Source organism: Streptomyces sp. NPDC001617, assembly GCF_053596855.1.
Map to the genome: position 1 here is coordinate 163,052 of NZ_JBSFHA010000004.1, position 16,413 is coordinate 179,464.

General features: G+C 72.8%; 17 protein-coding genes. 14 read left to right on the forward strand and 3 right to left on the reverse strand.

Annotation, left to right across the window (positions count from 1 at the left end; genetic code table 11):
* From ACWC09_RS05010 to ACWC09_RS05030, 5 genes are read left to right on the forward strand one after another with little or no spacing between them, the layout of a single operon-like run.
* On the forward strand, positions 1 to 222 hold the full coding sequence (locus tag ACWC09_RS05010; protein ID WP_450848574.1) for a hypothetical protein: 222 nt from the start codon (positions 1 to 3) through the stop codon (positions 220 to 222).
* Positions 219 to 746 (forward strand): hypothetical protein, encoded by a 528-nt coding sequence (locus tag ACWC09_RS05015; protein ID WP_450848576.1) that lies wholly within the window; start codon positions 219 to 221, stop codon positions 744 to 746. The genes ACWC09_RS05010 and ACWC09_RS05015 overlap by 4 nt, the downstream gene beginning before the upstream one ends.
* Positions 743 to 2,479 (forward strand): V-type ATP synthase subunit A, encoded by a 1,737-nt coding sequence (locus ACWC09_RS05020; protein ID WP_450848578.1) that lies wholly within the window; start codon positions 743 to 745, stop codon positions 2,477 to 2,479. The genes ACWC09_RS05015 and ACWC09_RS05020 overlap by 4 nt, the downstream gene beginning before the upstream one ends.
* The gene (locus ACWC09_RS05025) at positions 2,476 to 3,870 is read left to right on the forward strand and encodes a V-type ATP synthase subunit B (protein WP_450848579.1); all 1,395 of its coding nucleotides are present in this window, start codon (positions 2,476 to 2,478) and stop codon (positions 3,868 to 3,870) included. The genes ACWC09_RS05020 and ACWC09_RS05025 overlap by 4 nt, the downstream gene beginning before the upstream one ends.
* 4 nt (positions 3,871 to 3,874) lie before the next feature.
* Positions 3,875 to 4,495, forward strand: a complete 621-nt coding sequence (locus ACWC09_RS05030; RefSeq protein ID WP_450848581.1) for a V-type ATP synthase subunit D — start codon at positions 3,875 to 3,877, stop codon at positions 4,493 to 4,495.
* Between the two features lie 475 nt (positions 4,496 to 4,970).
* Here ACWC09_RS05030 and ACWC09_RS05035 read toward each other — a convergent pair whose 3' ends face one another.
* On the reverse strand, positions 4,971 to 5,954 hold the full coding sequence (locus ACWC09_RS05035) for an Acg family FMN-binding oxidoreductase (protein WP_450848582.1): 984 nt from the start codon (positions 5,952 to 5,954) through the stop codon (positions 4,971 to 4,973).
* A 43-nt stretch (positions 5,955 to 5,997) separates the two neighbouring features.
* Positions 5,998 to 6,402: a hypothetical protein gene (locus ACWC09_RS05040; protein WP_450848584.1), complete on the reverse strand. Its 405-nt coding sequence runs from the start codon at positions 6,400 to 6,402 to the stop codon at positions 5,998 to 6,000.
* Positions 6,403 to 6,595: 193 nt separating this feature from the next.
* On the opposite strand from ACWC09_RS05040, the gene ACWC09_RS05045 reads away from it, so the two are divergent.
* A complete protein-coding gene (locus ACWC09_RS05045; RefSeq protein WP_450848586.1) occupies positions 6,596 to 7,432 on the forward strand; it encodes a universal stress protein in 837 nt (278 codons plus the stop codon).
* Between the two features lie 52 nt (positions 7,433 to 7,484).
* Here ACWC09_RS05045 and ACWC09_RS05050 read toward each other — a convergent pair whose 3' ends face one another.
* Complete coding sequence (locus ACWC09_RS05050; protein ID WP_450848588.1) at positions 7,485 to 7,997, reverse strand: nitroreductase/quinone reductase family protein; 513 nt, start codon at positions 7,995 to 7,997, stop codon at positions 7,485 to 7,487.
* Between the two features lie 531 nt (positions 7,998 to 8,528).
* On the opposite strand from ACWC09_RS05050, the gene ACWC09_RS05055 reads away from it, so the two are divergent.
* From ACWC09_RS05055 to ACWC09_RS05090, 8 genes are all read left to right on the forward strand, one after another.
* Complete coding sequence (locus ACWC09_RS05055) at positions 8,529 to 11,288, forward strand: cation-translocating P-type ATPase (protein ID WP_450848590.1); 2,760 nt, start codon at positions 8,529 to 8,531, stop codon at positions 11,286 to 11,288.
* Positions 11,285 to 11,944 carry a potassium channel family protein gene (locus tag ACWC09_RS05060; protein WP_450848592.1) on the forward strand — a complete coding sequence of 220 codons (660 nt, stop codon included), beginning with the start codon at positions 11,285 to 11,287 and terminating at the stop codon, positions 11,942 to 11,944. The genes ACWC09_RS05055 and ACWC09_RS05060 overlap by 4 nt, the downstream gene beginning before the upstream one ends.
* On the forward strand, positions 11,941 to 12,597 hold the full coding sequence (locus ACWC09_RS05065) for a potassium channel family protein (RefSeq protein ID WP_450848594.1): 657 nt from the start codon (positions 11,941 to 11,943) through the stop codon (positions 12,595 to 12,597). Before ACWC09_RS05060 ends, ACWC09_RS05065 begins: the two co-directional genes overlap by 4 nt.
* A 117-nt stretch (positions 12,598 to 12,714) precedes the next feature.
* Positions 12,715 to 12,993: a type II toxin-antitoxin system Phd/YefM family antitoxin gene (locus ACWC09_RS05070; RefSeq protein ID WP_450848596.1), complete on the forward strand. Its 279-nt coding sequence runs from the start codon at positions 12,715 to 12,717 to the stop codon at positions 12,991 to 12,993.
* Between the two features lie 384 nt (positions 12,994 to 13,377).
* Positions 13,378 to 13,680, forward strand: a complete 303-nt coding sequence (locus tag ACWC09_RS05075) for an urease subunit gamma (protein WP_450848597.1) — start codon at positions 13,378 to 13,380, stop codon at positions 13,678 to 13,680.
* Positions 13,681 to 13,694: 14 nt separating this feature from the next.
* On the forward strand, positions 13,695 to 14,006 hold the full coding sequence (locus ACWC09_RS05080; protein WP_450848599.1) for an urease subunit beta: 312 nt from the start codon (positions 13,695 to 13,697) through the stop codon (positions 14,004 to 14,006).
* Positions 13,999 to 15,720: an urease subunit alpha gene (locus tag ACWC09_RS05085; protein ID WP_450848601.1), complete on the forward strand. Its 1,722-nt coding sequence runs from the start codon at positions 13,999 to 14,001 to the stop codon at positions 15,718 to 15,720. The genes ACWC09_RS05080 and ACWC09_RS05085 overlap by 8 nt, the downstream gene beginning before the upstream one ends.
* Positions 15,720 to 16,394 carry an urease accessory protein UreF gene (locus ACWC09_RS05090; protein WP_450848603.1) on the forward strand — a complete coding sequence of 225 codons (675 nt, stop codon included), beginning with the start codon at positions 15,720 to 15,722 and terminating at the stop codon, positions 16,392 to 16,394. The genes ACWC09_RS05085 and ACWC09_RS05090 overlap by 1 nt, the downstream gene beginning before the upstream one ends.
* Positions 16,395 to 16,413: the final 19 nt, after the last annotated feature.

Consider the following 16,413-nt stretch of genomic DNA (forward strand, 5'->3'; position numbering starts at 1 on the left):
ATGGCTCACATCGCGGCGATCGGAGAGCGGTTGCGCATTCTCGGACTGGCGTCCGCGGGTGTCATCCTGCGCCCCGCGGAGGAACCAGAGGCCGTGCACGCGGCCTGGCACGGGCTCCCGCCGGACGTGGAACTGGTCATCGTCACACCGGCGGCGGCCGAGACACTCGGCGAAGGGCCGATGGACGGCCGTAGCCCGCTCATCGCGGTGATGCCGCCATGAGGACCCCGCTCCCGGCCGAGGCCGGCACCGCGCTCGATCCGGTGCGGGCACAGCTGCTGCGGGCCGCCCGGACCGAGGCCGACGCCCAGCTTTCCGCGGCCGACGACGACGCCGCGGCCGTACTCGCCGACGCCGAGGCCCGGTCCGCGGCGATTCTCGCCGAGGCCCGCAGGCTGGGCGAGGCCGACGCCGCGGCCGCCCGCGACGCCGCGCGTGCCCGCAGCCGCAGGGCCGCCCGTGCCCGCGAGCTCGCCGCCCGCCGCGCGTGCTGGGAGGAGCTGGGCCGACTGGTCGTGCGGGGCGTCGGGGACCTGCGCAGGGCAGATTCCTATCCGGTCCTGCGCGCCCGGTTGACCGCGTACGTCCGCGACGCGCTGGGCCCCGACGCCCGGATCACCGAGGCCCCCGGCGGAGGCATGGTCGGCGAGGCTGCGGGCCGCAGGCTCGACTGCAGCCTGGCCGCGTTCGCGCGCCGGGCACTGGAGAGGACCGGCACGGAGGCGGAGGAGCTGTGGGCGCCATGACACTCGAATCGCACGGCCTCGGCCGCATCGTGCGGGTCACCGGGCCGCTCGTCGAGGCCGAGGACATCGGCGGCACCGCGATGAGCGACCTGGTCGCGCTCGGCGAGGCCGGGCTGCCCGGGGAGGTCGTCGCGATCCGCGACCGCGTCGTCACCGTCCAGGCGTACGAGTACACGGGTGGCCTGGCACCGGGCGCACCGGTACATCCGCTCGGCAGGCCGCTGTCGGCGCCGCTCGGACCGGGGCTCCTGGGCGGCATCTTCGACGGGCTGCTGCGCCCGCTGGCGGCGGCGGGCGCGTGGCTGGAGCCCGGAGGCGTCGGCCGGGCGAACGGGCAGCGGCCCGAGTGGGCGTTCCTGCCGCAGGTCGCAGCAGGGGACTCCGTCGAGCAGGGAGCGGTCCTCGGTGAGATCCACGGCGCGACGCCGGTTCCGCTGCGGGTTCTGGTGCCGCCCGGCTGCGCCGGCCCGGTGGACCACATCGCGCGCGCGGGACGCCACCCCGAGGACGCGGTCGTCGCGTCGGTGGCCGGCACCCCGGTCCGGATGACGACGGACTGGCCCGTGCGCCGGCCCCGCCCCGTGCGGGAACGCCTGGAGTCGGGCCGGGCGCTGGGCACCGGACAACGGGCCATCGACCTGCTCTTCCCGGTCGCCCTGGGCAGCACCGTCGCCGTCCCCGGCGGCTTCGGCACCGGCAAGACCGTCCTGCTGCAGCAGATCGCCAAGTGGTGCGACGCGGACGTCATCGTCTACGTCGGCTGCGGCGAGCGCGGCAACGAAATGGCCGACGTCATCGACGAGTTCACCGCGCTCACCGACCCGCGCACCGGCGGCCGCCTCGCCGACCGGACCGTGATCATCGCCAACACCTCCAACATGCCGATGATGGCCCGGGAGGCGAGCATCTACACCGGGGTCACGGTCGCCGAGTACTTCCGCGACATGGGCCTGGACGTGGTCGTCATCGCGGACTCCACCTCCCGGTGGGCCGAGGCGTTGCGGGAGTTCGCCTCCCGCACCGGCGCCCTGCCCGCCGAGGAGGGCTATCCGGCGAGTCTGGCCTCGGCGATCGCGGCGTTCTACGAACGGGCGGGAGCGGTGACCACCCTGGGCGGCCGCCACGGCTCCGTGACGGTGATCGGCGCGGTGTCCCCGCCCGGCGGCGACATGGCGGAGCCGGTCACCGCCCACACCCAGCGTTTCGTGCGCTGCCTGTGGACCCTGGACCGCGAACTCGCCTACGCCCGCCACTACCCGGCCGTCTCCTGGGCCGAGTCGTTCTCCCGAGACGCCGAGGCGCTCGGCGCCCACCACGCGGCGACGGACGATCCGGGCTGGCCCGCGCGACGGGCGCGGGTGGCGGGCCTGCTCGCCGAGGCCGACCGGCTCGCCGACCTCGTCGACCTGGTCGGCATCACCGCACTGCCCGCGCAGGAGCGGATCAGCGTCCTGGGCGGACGGCTCGTGCGCGAAGGCGTGCTGCAGCAGAGCGCGCTGTCCGAACGGGACGCCTACAGCGGCGCGGAGAAGACCGCCGCGCTGGCCGAGGCGGTGCTGGCCGTCGTCGACCGGTGCCGCGAACTGGCCGACTCCGGAGTACTGGCGGCGCGCATCGAGACCGTCGACTTCTCTCCCGTGCTGCGCGCCCGCGAGGAGGCCGGCCCGCGCGACGCGGCGACCGTGGAGGGGCTGGGCAGGACCATGCTCGACCGGCTCGGGGAGCTGTCATGACCAACGCCGAGGACTGGGGCCGCATCGAGTACACCTCGGTGCGCGAACTGCGCGGGCCCCTCGCGGTCGTCGACAAGGTCGAGGGGGTCGGCTGGGACGAGTTCGTGCTGTTCACTCTCGACTCGGGCGAGCAGCGGCACGGGCTCGTGCTGGAGGTCGACCGTGGCACGGCCGTGGTGCAGGTGCTGGAGGACACCGCGGGCATCGACCCGGCACGGATCCGGGCCGCGTTCACCGGGGCGCCGCTGCGCATCCCGGTGGGACCCGGCTGGCTGGGCCGGGTGTGCAACGGCCGCGGTGAGCCGCTCGACGGAGGCCCGCCGGTCTTCGGCGCCGCGGCCTCGGCGGTGGGCGGCCGACCCATCAATCCGGTACGCCGGGAACCGCCGGCCGAGCCGGTGCTGACCGGGGTCAGCGCCGTCGACGCCCTGACCACCCTCGTACGAGGGCAGAAGCTTCCCGTGTTCTCGGCGGCGGGTCTTCCGCACCTGGAACTGGCCGCGCAGATCGCGGCCCAGTCGACGGCCGGCGGAGAGCCGTTCTGCGTGGTCTTCGCCGCCATGGGGGTGACCCACACGGACGCCGACTTCGTGCGCGACGCGCTGGAAGAGCGCTCCGCCGCAGGCGAGTTGGTGCTGCTGCTCAACACCGCCGACGACCCCGTGATCGAACGCATCCTCACCCCGCGCATCGCGCTCACCGTCGCCGAGCAGCTGGCCTTCGACGAGGGCCGGCACGTGCTGGTGGTCATGACGGACATGACGAGCTACGCCGAGGCGCTGCGCGAAGTCTCCGCGGCCCGCGGTGAGATCCCCGCCCGCCGGGCCTACCCCGGCTATCTCTACAGCGACCTCGCGTCCCTGTACGAGCGGTGCGGACGCATCCGCGGGCTACCGGGATCCGTCACCGTGCTGCCGCTGCTCACGATGCCCGCGGGCGACATCACGCATCCGGTACCGGACCTCACCGGGTACATCACGGAGGGGCAGATCGTGCTCTCCCGCGAGATGCACGCCAAGGGCGTCTATCCGCCGGTGGACGCGCTGTCCTCGCTGTCCCGGCTGATGCGCAAGGGCGCGGGTCCCGGCCGCACCCGCGACGACCATCTCGACGTGGCCGCACAACTGCTCGCCGCCCTGGCCCGGGCCCGGCAGATCAAGGAACTGGCCGACCTCGTCGGGCAGGCGGCTCTCAGCCCCACCGACCTCCGCTACCTCGACTTCGACGAGGCGTTCGCCCACGCCTTCGTCGACCAGCGGCGAGACGAACTGCGCACGCTGGAGCTGACATTGGAGCGCGCCTGGCGGGTGCTGCTCACCCTGCCCCGCAGTCAACTGGCCATGCTGCCCGCCGAGTTCCTCGACGCCCACGGCGCGACAGAGAGCGGGTGATCCCATGGCCGACCTGCGCACCCCACCCGGACGGGCCGGTCGGATGCGGCTGCGCCACAGCCTGGCGGTCGCGCGGCGCGGTGCGGACCTGCTCGACCAGAAACTGCGCATCCTGCGAGCCCGGCACGAGGCGTTGCTGGCTGCCGAGCACACCGCGCAGGGCCGCTGGCACGAGCGGCTGAGGGAGGCCGAGACCTGGCTGCGGCGCGGACTGCTCCTCGGTGGCGAAGCGACCCTGGACGCGCTGCCCCCCACGCGTCCCGCCGAGGTGGAGATCGTATGGACGTCCACGATGGGCGTAGGACACCCGCAGACCGCGTCCTGCGCGGTGCCGGAGCGCGAGCCGGACGCGCTGTCGCCCGCGAACACCGCCCTGATCCATGCCGAGGCCGCCTACGCCGAGGCCGTGCGGGCCGCCGCCGAGTACGCCGTTGCCCGCGCCGCGGCGCGCGCCGTCGGCGCCGAGGTGCTCAGTACCCGTCAGCGCGTGCGGGCCCTGCAGCGCCACTGGATCCCGCAACTGGAACAGGCGCTGACCCGCGCCGACCTCGCCCTGGAACAGAGCGAGCACGAGGACGCGGTGCGCAGGCGCTGGGCCGCCCGTGTCCTTGAGGACGGCACCTGACGTGGCCGGTCGCACGAACCGCCAGCGAGGACGAGGACCATGCGGAGTGCGGTCGCCGGCCAACCTGGCGATCCTGCGTGGCGCCGTGCGGGCCTTGGCCGCAGTGGTGTGGGGCGTACGGGTTCCGGAACACCCCGGCCTGCGGACACCGTGGGTCATCGGCGAGGACGTGTGCGCCGCCGATCCCGGCACGAACCGGGTGGCCGAAGGCCTGCAAACGTGCCCGCTCGTGGGGTGCCGCCGGCCATGCCGACGTCGTGCTGCCGGTCACGTCCGGGCCGGAAAAGGACGGCACCTTGGTCGACTTCGACCGCCGGTTCCAGCGGGTCCGGCCCGGGTGCGGACGACTCACGCCCGTTTTCGCCGGACTCACCCACGAGCGGCTGGACCGCGCGGGTGCCGTCCCCCGGCCCTGCCCGGAATCGGGACAAAGTCCCGACTCGGGCCGTGGCACTCGGCGCTGGGGCGGCCGCTGTCACTTCGCCGTGAGGACCGCGTCGGCCGGTCGTCGTGGGGTCGGCCGACCGCGGGTGGCGTGGCCGAGGCGCAGGATCATCTGCGGGAACTCTCCGCGGGCGAGCGTCGTGCGTACCTGGGCGCGCAGCCGGGGCACTTCGAGGGGCTGGGTGTGGAAGGCGGCCACGGCCCAGCGGGTCGTCGTGTGCAGCAGGACCCGCTGCAGGGCCTGTCCGGCGCACAGCCAGTCCTCCGGGGTGTCGTGCCGCGTGGTGAGAAGGACGACCAGTCCCGTTCCGGGCTGCCAGACCTCGGGTACGACGGGCGGGGTGCGGGTGAGCCCGAGGAAATCGCGACCGACGAGACCGGTGCGGTCCGGCGAACAGGCGCAGGTGTCCAGGGGGACGCCGTCCGGACGCCCGTCCAGGGTGGCCCGGGTCCAGTGGGCCAGTTCGGCGACGTGTCCGGGATCGTCGCGGTACATGGCTTCGGCAGTGAGGACCAGTTCCGCGAGGTGACGCCGCGCGTGGGTGGATTCCACCGTGTAGAGCTCGGCGCCCTCGGCGCGGGCGTGTCGGCGCAGTTCCCCGATCAGCGGCTGCGGGAGCGGGAAGCGCTGGAACGGGCCGCGGTGCGTGTGCCGTTGCCACAGGGCGCGGTACATCAGGTTGTCGTCGGTGCTCGGCCTGGCGGATGTTCCCCAGCCGACGCGGGCGAGATGGGCCGGGTTCCACGGGTCGGGGATCAGCTGTACGACGGGCTGGGAGCCCAGGTGCCGCATGGCGATCCGCAGGTTGAACAGGGCCGCGCCGCAACTGATGACCTGCTCCCGCCCGTCCGGGTCGGTGAGCGGGAGCCGGCGCGCGGGGTCCGCGTACAGGTCGAGCCCCGTCTCCCGGTTGACGAACAGCCACGGCTGGGTGTTGTGGACCGAGGGCGCGGTGACGGCCGCGCGGACCAGGTGGTTGGCCGCGTGGTCGACCCGGGTGTGTGTTGCGTCCATGGCGGGCACCGCCCTTCGTCGCCGGTTCCTCGCGCGTGGTGGATCACGGCGCGCCCGGGGCGGCGCGGACCAGGTGGGTGGTGGCCCTGCCCTTGACGACCGTCTCGGTCACCTCGTCGCACGCGTCGCCCACGTCGATGCCGAGGACGACGTCACGGTAGGGCGGGAGGAGCGATGCGTTTCCGCCCCCGTCCGGCAGATGCTCGTCCTCGGACCGCTTCCCGGCCTCGACCAGGACGACCGGCCGGGTCGCCCGGGCCACGGCCGCCGGGCCCTCGACCTTCGCGTCGGTGAGCCGCACCTCGGGGCAGGTTCGACCGATGCGGCCCTCAGCCTTGCGCGGGATGCTCCGTCCCACCTGGCGCCGTACCGCGCTCGCCGCGGCGCAGGGCGCCCGATCCGGGCTCTCGGGGGATCCGTCCACTCCTGCGACGACCGGTCGTGACACGGTGTGGCACCTCCGTGGCTCTCGCCTGGGCGGTCTCTCAGTCCTCTCATCGTCGTGCCGGGCCGTCGCCCGGCGGAGGGGCCACCAGTCCCGGGCTTTGGCCCGAAGGACCCCTGCGCGGAGAGCCGCGCTGCGGATGACGGTGGGGCACGGAGGTAGTGGGGTGCTGTGTCCACGTGGGAGGCGAACCGGCATGGGGCGGACGATCGTTGCGGGAGTCGACGGCTCCGCGCGGAGCGGGTTGGCGGCGGACTGGGCGGCGCGGGAGGCTCTCCGGCGCGGACTGCGGTTGCAGGTGGTGCATGTGTCGGGTCCGTCCGTTGAGGACCTGCCCGAGCCGTGGCGCTACCTCCCGGAGGAGCGACCGGGCCGGACAGCGGCCGAACTGACCTCCCACACAGTGGAGTTGGTGGTGGAGGCGATCCGGGTCGAGGGTGAGCCGGCGCCGGAGCTGCTCGCCCTGGGCGCCTCGGCCGAACTGCTCGTGCTCGGGATGCGCGGCGCCGGGGGGTTCGCGGGGCTGGCGGTCGGCTCGGTGGCCCGCACGGTGGCCGAGCGCTCCGCCCGGCCGGTGGTGCTGGTGCCGGGCGGGCCCGCCTGCACGGGCACCGGATGGCGCACGGACAAGGTCGCCATCGGCATCGACGCACGGCAGCCGGACGACGAGGCGATCGATTTCGCCTTCGACAGGGCGAGTCACCTGAACGCCCGCCTGCGCGCGGTGCACGCCTGGAAGATGCCGGAGCCCAAGGCTGCCCCGCCCCTCTTCGCCGCACCGGACAAGGGCCGGGCCGCCCGGGAGGACGACGAGGTACGGCTCCTGTCCGACGCCCTGCGCCCGTGGCGGGAGAAGTACCCGCGGGTGCGGGTCCTGGAGGATGTCGTGCTCTTCGGCGTCGGGGAGGCCCTGGTGCGGGCGTCGGGCCGGGCGGAACTGCTGGTGGCCGGCCGGCGTGGGAACAGGCTCGGCTCCGCTCTGAACAGGCTTGTCGAGCATGCCGGGTGCCCGGTGGCCGTGGTGCCTGTGTGACGAAAGCCGGCTGACCGGTCTGTACCTGGTGCCCCCGCGGCGGACCTGGTGGTCATGACACGCTTCCCTCGCCCGGTTCCGGCCGGTCGGGCCGGATACGGAAGACGGGAACCCGGTCGGCGATCCGGGCGAACTCCTCCAGCGGGGCCCGTCGGTCCACCGGCAGATGCGGCCGGGCTCCCGGTGCGAGGGCGAGGTAGCGTTGCAGAACGGGCGCGCGGGCGCCGACCTCCACCTCTTCGAGACGTACGGCCTCACGTCGGCCGTGCCGCAGTATCACCCGTCCGCCGGCCGCCCGGACGTTGCGCACCCAGTTCGCGTCCCGGCCGAGCATCGCCACCAGATAGCGCTCGCCCTCAAGGTCCGCGACCACCAGAGGCAGCGAGATACGGCGGCCCGTACGGCGCCCGCGCACCTCCATCGTCACCAGGCGCCGCGGTGCCAGCCCCGCAGAAGCGGCGAGTACCGTCTGCCGGTTCATCACGCGTGCCAGGCGGCCCGGGCGGCCGCCCCGGTACATCCACCGGTCGAATCGGTGGAGGCGGCGTCCCGCGTCGCGTCCCATGTCTCACACCCGCCTCGGGACGCCACCGCACTCCCGCGGGGCGACACGCCTCCGGGCGAGGAACTCCGCTGCGGCTTGCCTGGTCGTGAGCACGATCGTCCCCTCTCCGCGCCGGACGGGGCCGGACGGTTCACCCCTCGTCCGCCGAACTCCGCTTGATATCTGCCGCTGCCCCGGCCGGAACACCGGCTCCACCCGTTCCGCTCGGCGAACGTCCCGCAGGAACAAGGAGTTCACCCGGGCCTTCGCAGGTTCACCGTCCAGCATCGACGAGTGCGGCCGACGTGTCGAAGGGACCGAACGGCTCCGCGTCGGGGCCGTCCGGCCCGCGCCCGTGAGGCCGGGAGCCGCGGATCCTGGGGGGATGAACCCCGCGTATGCGCCGCAGCGGTCACCACGTGCGATCCCGGGTACCGGGATTGCGGCCCGGAACAGCGGCCCCCACGATGAGGACATGGCCGCCCGCTGCGATCCCCTCCGGGGCCACCCGGCCGCGGTGCCCGAGCCCACGGTCTTACACATGGTGGCGCCGTGACGGCGAGCGGTCCCGCGGTGCAGACCCTGGGTACCCGGGACGTCTTCGCCGCCCTGGACACCTCGCCGCGGGGCCTGCCGCCCGCGGACGCGGCCGTGCGACAGGAGCGGTACGGCCCCAACGAACTGCCGCGGGCCCGGCGCAGGGGCTGGTGGCGGGACCTCGCCGGCCAGTTCACGGACCTGTTCGCGCTGATGCTGGTCATCGCGTCCGCGATCACCTTCCTGGCGTACGGGCTCCAGGACCCCCGGGACACAGGCACCCTGCAGCTCGCCGTGGCGATCCTCTGCGTGGTGCTGCTGAACGCCGCCATCGGCTTCGTCCAGGAGTACTCCGCCGAGCGGACCGCCGAGTCGCTCCAGGCGATGGTGCCGCACACCTGCCGGGTGCTGCGCGGCGGGGAGCGGCAGGAGCTGTCCGCGCGCGACCTGGTCCCCGGGGACGTCGTGGTCCTGGAGGCCGGAGACGCGGTGCCGGCGGACTGCCGTCTCGTGGAGGCACACGAGGTCTCGGTGAACAATGCGTCGTTGACGGGGGAGAGCGACGCCGTCGGCCGCACCCGTCAGCCGGTGGCGGACGGGCCGGTGCTGGAGGCCCGCAACTGCGTGTTCATGGGGACCGATGTCGTGGCCGGCTCCGCGAAGGCCGTGGTCTTCGCGACGGGCGCGGCGACCGAGTTCGGACGGATCTTCCGGCTCGCCTCCGCGGCGCCGCGCCAGAAGACCCCGCTGCAGCGTCAGGTCGCCTCGATGGCCCGCCGGGTGGCGGGCGCGGCGCTGGCGATCGGGGCGCTCCTGTTCGCCGTGCGCCTGCCCGCCGGTGAGCCCCTCGTCGAGACATTCGTCTTCGCGCTCGGCGTGATGGTCGCCCTCGTGCCCGAGGGCCTGCCCGCGACGCTGTCGGTGTCGCTGGCGATCGGCGTGCGGCGCATGGCCCGCCAGCATGCCCTGGTCAAGAAGCTGCTGGCGGTGGAGGCGCTGGGCTCCACCACCGTCGTGTGCACGGACAAGACCGGCACCCTCACCCAGGCCGAGATGACCGTCGTACAGGTGTGGGCGGGCGGCGTCCGGCACCCCGTCTCCGGAGTGGGGTACGCACCGATCGGCGAGGTGACCGACCCGGAGCCGGTGCGCGAGCTCCTGCGGACGGCGGCGCTGTGCTGCGACGCCCGGATGGTTCCGCCGTCGGACCACGAGGGCTGGGGCGTCCTCGGCGACACGACCGAGGGAGCCATACTCGTCGCCGCCGCCAAGGCAGGTCTGGAGCCGGCCGTCGAGGAAGGTGCGACGCCCCGTGTGACGGAGTTCCCCTTCGACTCGACCCGCAAGCTGATGAGTACCGTGCACGACGACCCGCACGGCGGCCACCACGCGTACGTCAAGGGTGCCCCGCAGGAACTGTTGGCCCGCTGCACCGCCGTTGTCTGGAAGGGCGATCGGCAGCCACTGACCGAGGAACTGCGCGCGGCGGTGATCGGCGCCAACGACGAACTGGCCGCCCAGGGACTGCGGGTACTCGCTGCGGCCTCGCGATCCCTGCCCGACGGCCGCCCCACCCAGGACGAGGCCGAATCGGACCTCACCCTGCTGGGCCTCGTCGGCATGCTCGACCCGCCCCGCCCGGAGGTGACCGACGCCGTCGCCGCCTGTCGGCACGCCGGTATCCGCATCGTCATGGTCACCGGCGACCACCCGCTGACCGCGGAAGCCGTCGCCCGCCGGGTGGGCATCGTCCGACAGCCCGATCCCACCGTCGTCACCGGCACCGGGCTGGACACGCTGGACGACGACGCCCTGGACACATTGCTCACCGAGTCGGACGAACTGCTGTTGTGCCGGGTCAGCCCCGAACACAAGATGCGGGTGGTCACCGCCCTGCAGCGGCGCGGCGAGGTCGTCGCCGTCACCGGCGACGGCGCCAACGACGCGCCCGCCCTCAAACACGCCGACATCGGCGTCGCCATGGGTGCCTCCGGAACCGACGTCGCCCGGGAAGCCGCCGTCATGGTGCTGCTGGACGACTCCTTCGCCTCCATCACCACCGCGGTGCGCCTGGGCCGGTCGGTCTACCAGAACATCCGCAAGTTCCTGATCTACCTCTTCAGTCACAACATCGCCGAGCTCGTCCCGATCCTCGCCGCGACCTTCGTGGGGTTCCCGCTGGTCCCGATCACCGCCGTACAGATCCTCGCCATCGACCTGGGCTCCGACGTCCTGCCCGCCCTGGCGCTGGGCGCCGAGCCACCCGAACCCGACGTCATGGACCGCCCGCCGCGCTCCCGGCGTGAACGGCTGTTCTCCACCGCCGTGATGGGCCGGATCCTGTTCCTCGGCGGCATCCAGGCCCTCGGCGTGTGCGCCGTGTTCTTCTGGCACATCCACGCCTCCGGCATCCCGTACGCCGACTTCACCGAGGACGACACCGTCTACCGGGAGGCGATCACCATGGTCCAGGCCGGCATCGTGGTCAGCCAGTTCTTCAACGCGCTCGCCGTGCGCACCGACCGGCAGAGCGTGTTCCGGATCGGCCTGCTGTCCAACCCCTGGCTGCTGGCGGCCGGCTGCTTCGGCATCGCCCTGATGGCGGCCATCAGCTACGCGCCGCCCCTGCAGGCCGTCTTCAACACCGCCCCGCTGGCCGCCGCCGACTGGGCAGTCCTGGCCGGATTCGGCGCACTGCTGCTGGCCGCCGAGGAATCCCGCAAGTGGTGGCTGCGCCGCCGCCGGCCCGTACCCCGGAGGGAAGGAGCGCAATGAGAGTGATCATCGCGGGTTGTGGCCGGGTGGGATCCGCCCTCGCCGTCCAGCTCGTCGCCGAGGGCCACGACGTGCAGCTCATCGACCGCCAACCCAAAACCCGCAGGCTGCTGCCGACCGGCTTCCCCGGCGGCTTCCACCAGGGCAACGCGTACAGCCGTACGGTGCTCGAGGCCGCCGGCATCGAGCACGCCGCCGCGTTCGTCGCCGCCACCTCGGGTGACAACAGCAACATCGTGAGCGCCCGCACGGCCAAGGAGACCTACCGGGTCCCCGTCGTCCTCGCCCGTATCTACGACCCACGCCGCGCCGACATCTACCGCGAGCTCGGCATCCCCACCATCGCCAGCGTCCGCTGGACCGTGCATCAGATCCACCAGATGCTCCTGCACCGCCATCTCACTCCGGAACTCACCTTCGGCAACGGCGAGACCCTGCTGGTCCGCTCCGAACTGCCTCCCTACGTCAGCGGGCGGCGGCTGGCCGAGTTCGACGTGGACGGCGAGATCCGTGTCGTCGAGGTCACCCGCACGGGCCGCTCGCTCGTGCCCGCCCACAGCACCCGCGCCGAGCCCGGGGACGTGGTCACCTTCGCCGTCGCGGCCACCGCGCTCGGCCGCCTGCGCGGCTTTCTGGACAAGGAGCTGGGGACATGAAGGCTCTCATCGCCGGTGCGGGCCGCCTGGGCACCCAGATCGCCCAGGTCCTCGCCGCGGCCCGCAACGAGGTCACCCTCGTCGACATCGACGACGACCGCGTCGCCGAGCTCGAAGGCCGCCTCCCCGTACGCCTCCTGGCCGGGGACGCCTGCGAACCCGGCGTCCTGGAGCACGCGGGTGTCCTCACCGCCGATCTCGTCATCGCGGCCACCGGCGACGACGAGGACAACCTCGTCATCAGCCTGCTCGCCAAGCGGCAGTTCGAGGTGCCCCGGGTCGCGGCACGCGTCAACGACGCGGAGAACACCTGGCTGTTCGACCGGAACTGGGGGGTCGACACCGCGGTCCCCGCGGCCACGCCGCTGATCTCCCTCATCGAGGAGGCCACCGGCGCCACGGACACCGTCGCCCTGCTGCGCCTGAGCAAGGCCGGCGTCGACGTCATCGAAACAGCCATCACAGCGCAGTCCCGCGCCGCGGGGCGCGCCCTCGCCGAGATCACCCTTCCCGCGGGCACCGTCATCGCCACCGTCGTCCGCGACGGCCAGCCCACCGTCCCGACGCCCGAGATGCGGCTCCGGCCCGGCGACGAGCTCCTCGTCGTCTCGCACGCCGCCACCGAACAGGAGATCCACGCCGCCTTCCAGTGACCGTCCCCGCCTCCGGCCACGACGGCTGTTGACCGGCGGAACCGCCCCCAGCTGGGCTTTCGGGGGCGTCCGCGATCAGCCCGTGGTTACTTTCACCGCTCCCCGTAAGCTGGAGACATGGCCTACGAGATTCCGGTGACGCAAGCCAGGGCTGAGCTCGCCGACCTGATCAACCGGGTGGTGTACGGCGGTGAGCGCGTCGTCGTGACGCGGCACGGGAAGCCCCTCGTCGCCCTGGTCTCCGCCGCTGACCTGGAACGACTCGAAGAACTCGACGAGCCGGTCGAGGAGCAGGTGATCAGCGCGGTCTCCAGCGTCCGCGAGGTGGCGTCGGCTCCCCGTGAACGGCAGCGGTTCGGGATCGCGGCGGAACACCGGGGGCCGAACCCCTCGTAGGACGGCCCATGAGCACGCCGTATACGGTCTGCTCCTCGAGCGTGTCCCGGCCGAGGGCCACAGGGCGAGGGCGGCGAGGAGGGGGAGGGGACGACGGCCGCGACGAGGCGGTGAGTGTGTCCTGGCGAGGACGGCGCCGCGCGCTGTTTCGGCCCGCAACGGCTTCCACCTTCGGTCCGACGCCCGTCGATGTCCCCCAGGACGGTCCACGGGCGTTGATGAGCGTGTGGGACACGCCCACCGGCGGCGACAAGCATCACAGCTCGGTTAACTTGCTTGAAACTCGGTCCAACTAGCCTGCCGATCCACGCCACCAGGGACTTTGCCCCGTGGCTGCGGCAACCGGACCCCGCACGGTCCGGAGCGAGGACTGTGAGGTGGGACGTGCAACTGACCCCGCACGAGCAAGAGAGGCTGCTGATCCATGTGGCGGCCGACGTGGCCGAGAAGCGGCGGGCCCGCGGGCTGAAGCTCAACCACCCCGAGGCCGTGGCCCTCATCACCGCACACATCCTCGAAGGCGCACGTGACGGCCGTACCGTCGCCGAACTCATGGCCTCCGGGCGCAAGCTGCTGACCAGGGACGACGTCATGGTGGGCATCCCCGAGATGATCCACGACGTGCAGGTCGAGGCGACCTTCCCGGACGGCACCAAGCTCGTCACCGTCCACGACCCCATCGTCTGACGGAGGAGGCCGCCGTGATTCCCGGAGAGATCCTGTTCGCCGAGGACCCGATCGTCTACAACGAGGGCCTCGACGTCACCAGCCTGACTGTTCTCAACGCCGCCGACCGGCCCGTCCAGGTCGGCTCCCACTACCACTTCGCCGAGGCCAACCCCGGTCTGGACTTCGACCGCGCCGCCGCGCGCGGCAAGCGGCTGAACATCGCCGCCGGGACCGCCGTGCGCTTCGAGCCCGGCATCCCCGTCGACGTCGAACTCGTCCCCCTCGCCGGCGCCCGTGTCGTGCCCGGTCTGCGCGGGGAGACCGGAGGTGCCCTCGATGCCTGAGATCTCGCGTGCCGCGTACGCCGACCTGTTCGGCCCGACCACCGGCGACCGTATCCGGCTCGCCGACACCGACCTGCTGATCGAAATCGAGGAGGATCGTTCCGGTGGCCCCGGGCTCGCCGGTGAGGAGGCCGTGTTCGGCGGCGGCAAGGTCATCCGGGAGTCCATGGGCCAGTCGCGTGCTACGCGCGCAGACGGCACCCCGGACACGGTCATCACCGGTGCCGTGATCGTCGACCACTGGGGGATCGTCAAGGCCGACGTCGGCATCCGCGACGGCCGGATCACCGGCATCGGCAAGGCGGGCAACCCCGACACCATGGACGGGGTGCACCCGGATCTGGTGATCGGCCCGGAGACCGAGATCATCGCCGGCAACGGGCGGATCCTGACCGCCGGCGCGGTCGACGCGCACGTCCACTTCATCTGTCCGCAGATCGCCGACGAGGCGCTGTCCGCCGGAGTCACCACGCTGGTGGGCGGCGGCACCGGTCCGGCCGAGGGCTCGAAGGCCACGACCGTCACGCCCGGTCCCTGGCACCTCGCCCGCATGCTGGAGGCGATGGAGCAGTACCCGCTCAACATCGGCTTCCTCGGCAAGGGCAACACCGTCTCGCACGAGGCGATGCTGTCGCAGATCCGGGGCGGTGCGCTGGGGCTCAAACTGCACGAGGACTGGGGGTCGACCCCGGCCGTCATCGACGCCTCGCTCACGGTGGCCGACCGGACGGGCATCCAGGTCGCCATCCACACCGACACGCTGAACGAGGCCGGGTTCGTCGGTGACACGCTCGCCGCGATCGCCGGGCGCGGGATTCACGCCTACCACACCGAAGGTGCGGGCGGCGGGCACGCTCCGGACATCATGACCGTCGTCTCCGAGCCGCACGTGCTGCCGAGCTCGACCAACCCCACCCGGCCGTACACCGTCAACACCGCCGAGGAACACCTCGACATGCTGATGGTGTGCCACCACCTGAACCCGGCGGTGCCGGAGGATCTGGCCTTCGCCGAGTCGCGGATCCGTCCCTCGACGATCGGGGCGGAGGACATCCTGCACGACCTGGGGGCCATCTCCATCATCTCGTCCGACGCCCAGGCCATGGGCCGGGTCGGCGAGGTCGTCCTCCGGACCTGGCAGACCGCGCATGTCATGAAGCGGCGGCGGGGTGCGCTGCCCGGGGACGGGCGGGCGGACAATCGGCGAGTGCGGCGGTATGTCGCCAAGTACACGATCAACCCGGCGATCGCGCAGGGGCTGGCCCGGGAGATCGGGTCCGTGGAGAGCGGGAAGCTCGCCGACCTCGTGCTGTGGGAACCGGCGTTCTTCGGGGTCAAGCCGCATCTCGTGGTCAAGGGCGGGCAGATCGCGTACGCGCAGATGGGCGACGCCAACGCGTCGATTCCGACGCCTCAGCCGATCCTGCCCCGGCCGATGTACGGGGCGATCGGGCGGGCGCCCACGTCCAACTCGTTCAACTTCGTCGCGCCGCTCGCCATCGAGGACGGCCTGCCGGAGCGGCTGTCGCTGGGCAAGCGGTTCGTGGCCATCGAGTCGACGCGTGGGGTCACCAAGGCCGACATGCGGGAGAACGACGCGCGGCCGCGGGTGCAGGTCGATCCCGACAGCTTCGCCGTGCACATCGACGGGGAGTTGGTCGAGGCGACTCCCGCCGCTGAACTGCCCATGGCTCAGCGGTACTTCCTCTTCTGATGTCCAGGGCGGCACTGCTGATCCTGGCCGACGGCCGCTTCCCCGCCGGAGGGCATGCGCACTCCGGTGGGGCCGAGGCGGCGGTGAAGGCCGGGCGGATCACCGGGGGCGCGAGCCTGGAGGAGTTCTGCCGGGGGCGATTGCACACGGCCGGCCTGGTGGCTGCGTCGCTCGCCGCCGCTGCCGTGCTCGGTGTGGATCCCGGAGAGTTGGACGCGGCCGCGGACGCGCGGACGCCCTCGCCTGCGTTGCGGGTCGCCGCGCGGAAGCTGGGGCGGCAGTTGATGCGGGCCGCTCGGGCCACCTGGCCTTCGGCGGAACTCGACGCCGTGGCGCGGGAGTTTCCCAAGGGGACGCATCAGCCCGTGGTGTTGGGGCTTGCGGCTCGGGTGGCGGGGCTGGGGGCCGTGGACGCGGCTTACTGCGCGGCGTACGAGTGTGTCAGTGGACCGGCCTCGGCGACGGTGCGGTTGTTGAGTCTTGATCCCTTTGACGCCACGGGGGTGTTGGCTCGGTTGGCGCCCGAGGTGGATCGGGTGGTGGACCGGGCGGTGGAGGCGGCGGGGCGGGTGGTCGACGACGGGGTCGATGCGTTGCCCGCGGCTTCGGCGCCGCTGATGGAGATCGCCGCTGAGGTCCATGCCGCGTGGCCTGTACGTCTGTTCGCGTCCTAGAGTCTCGACCCCACCAGGC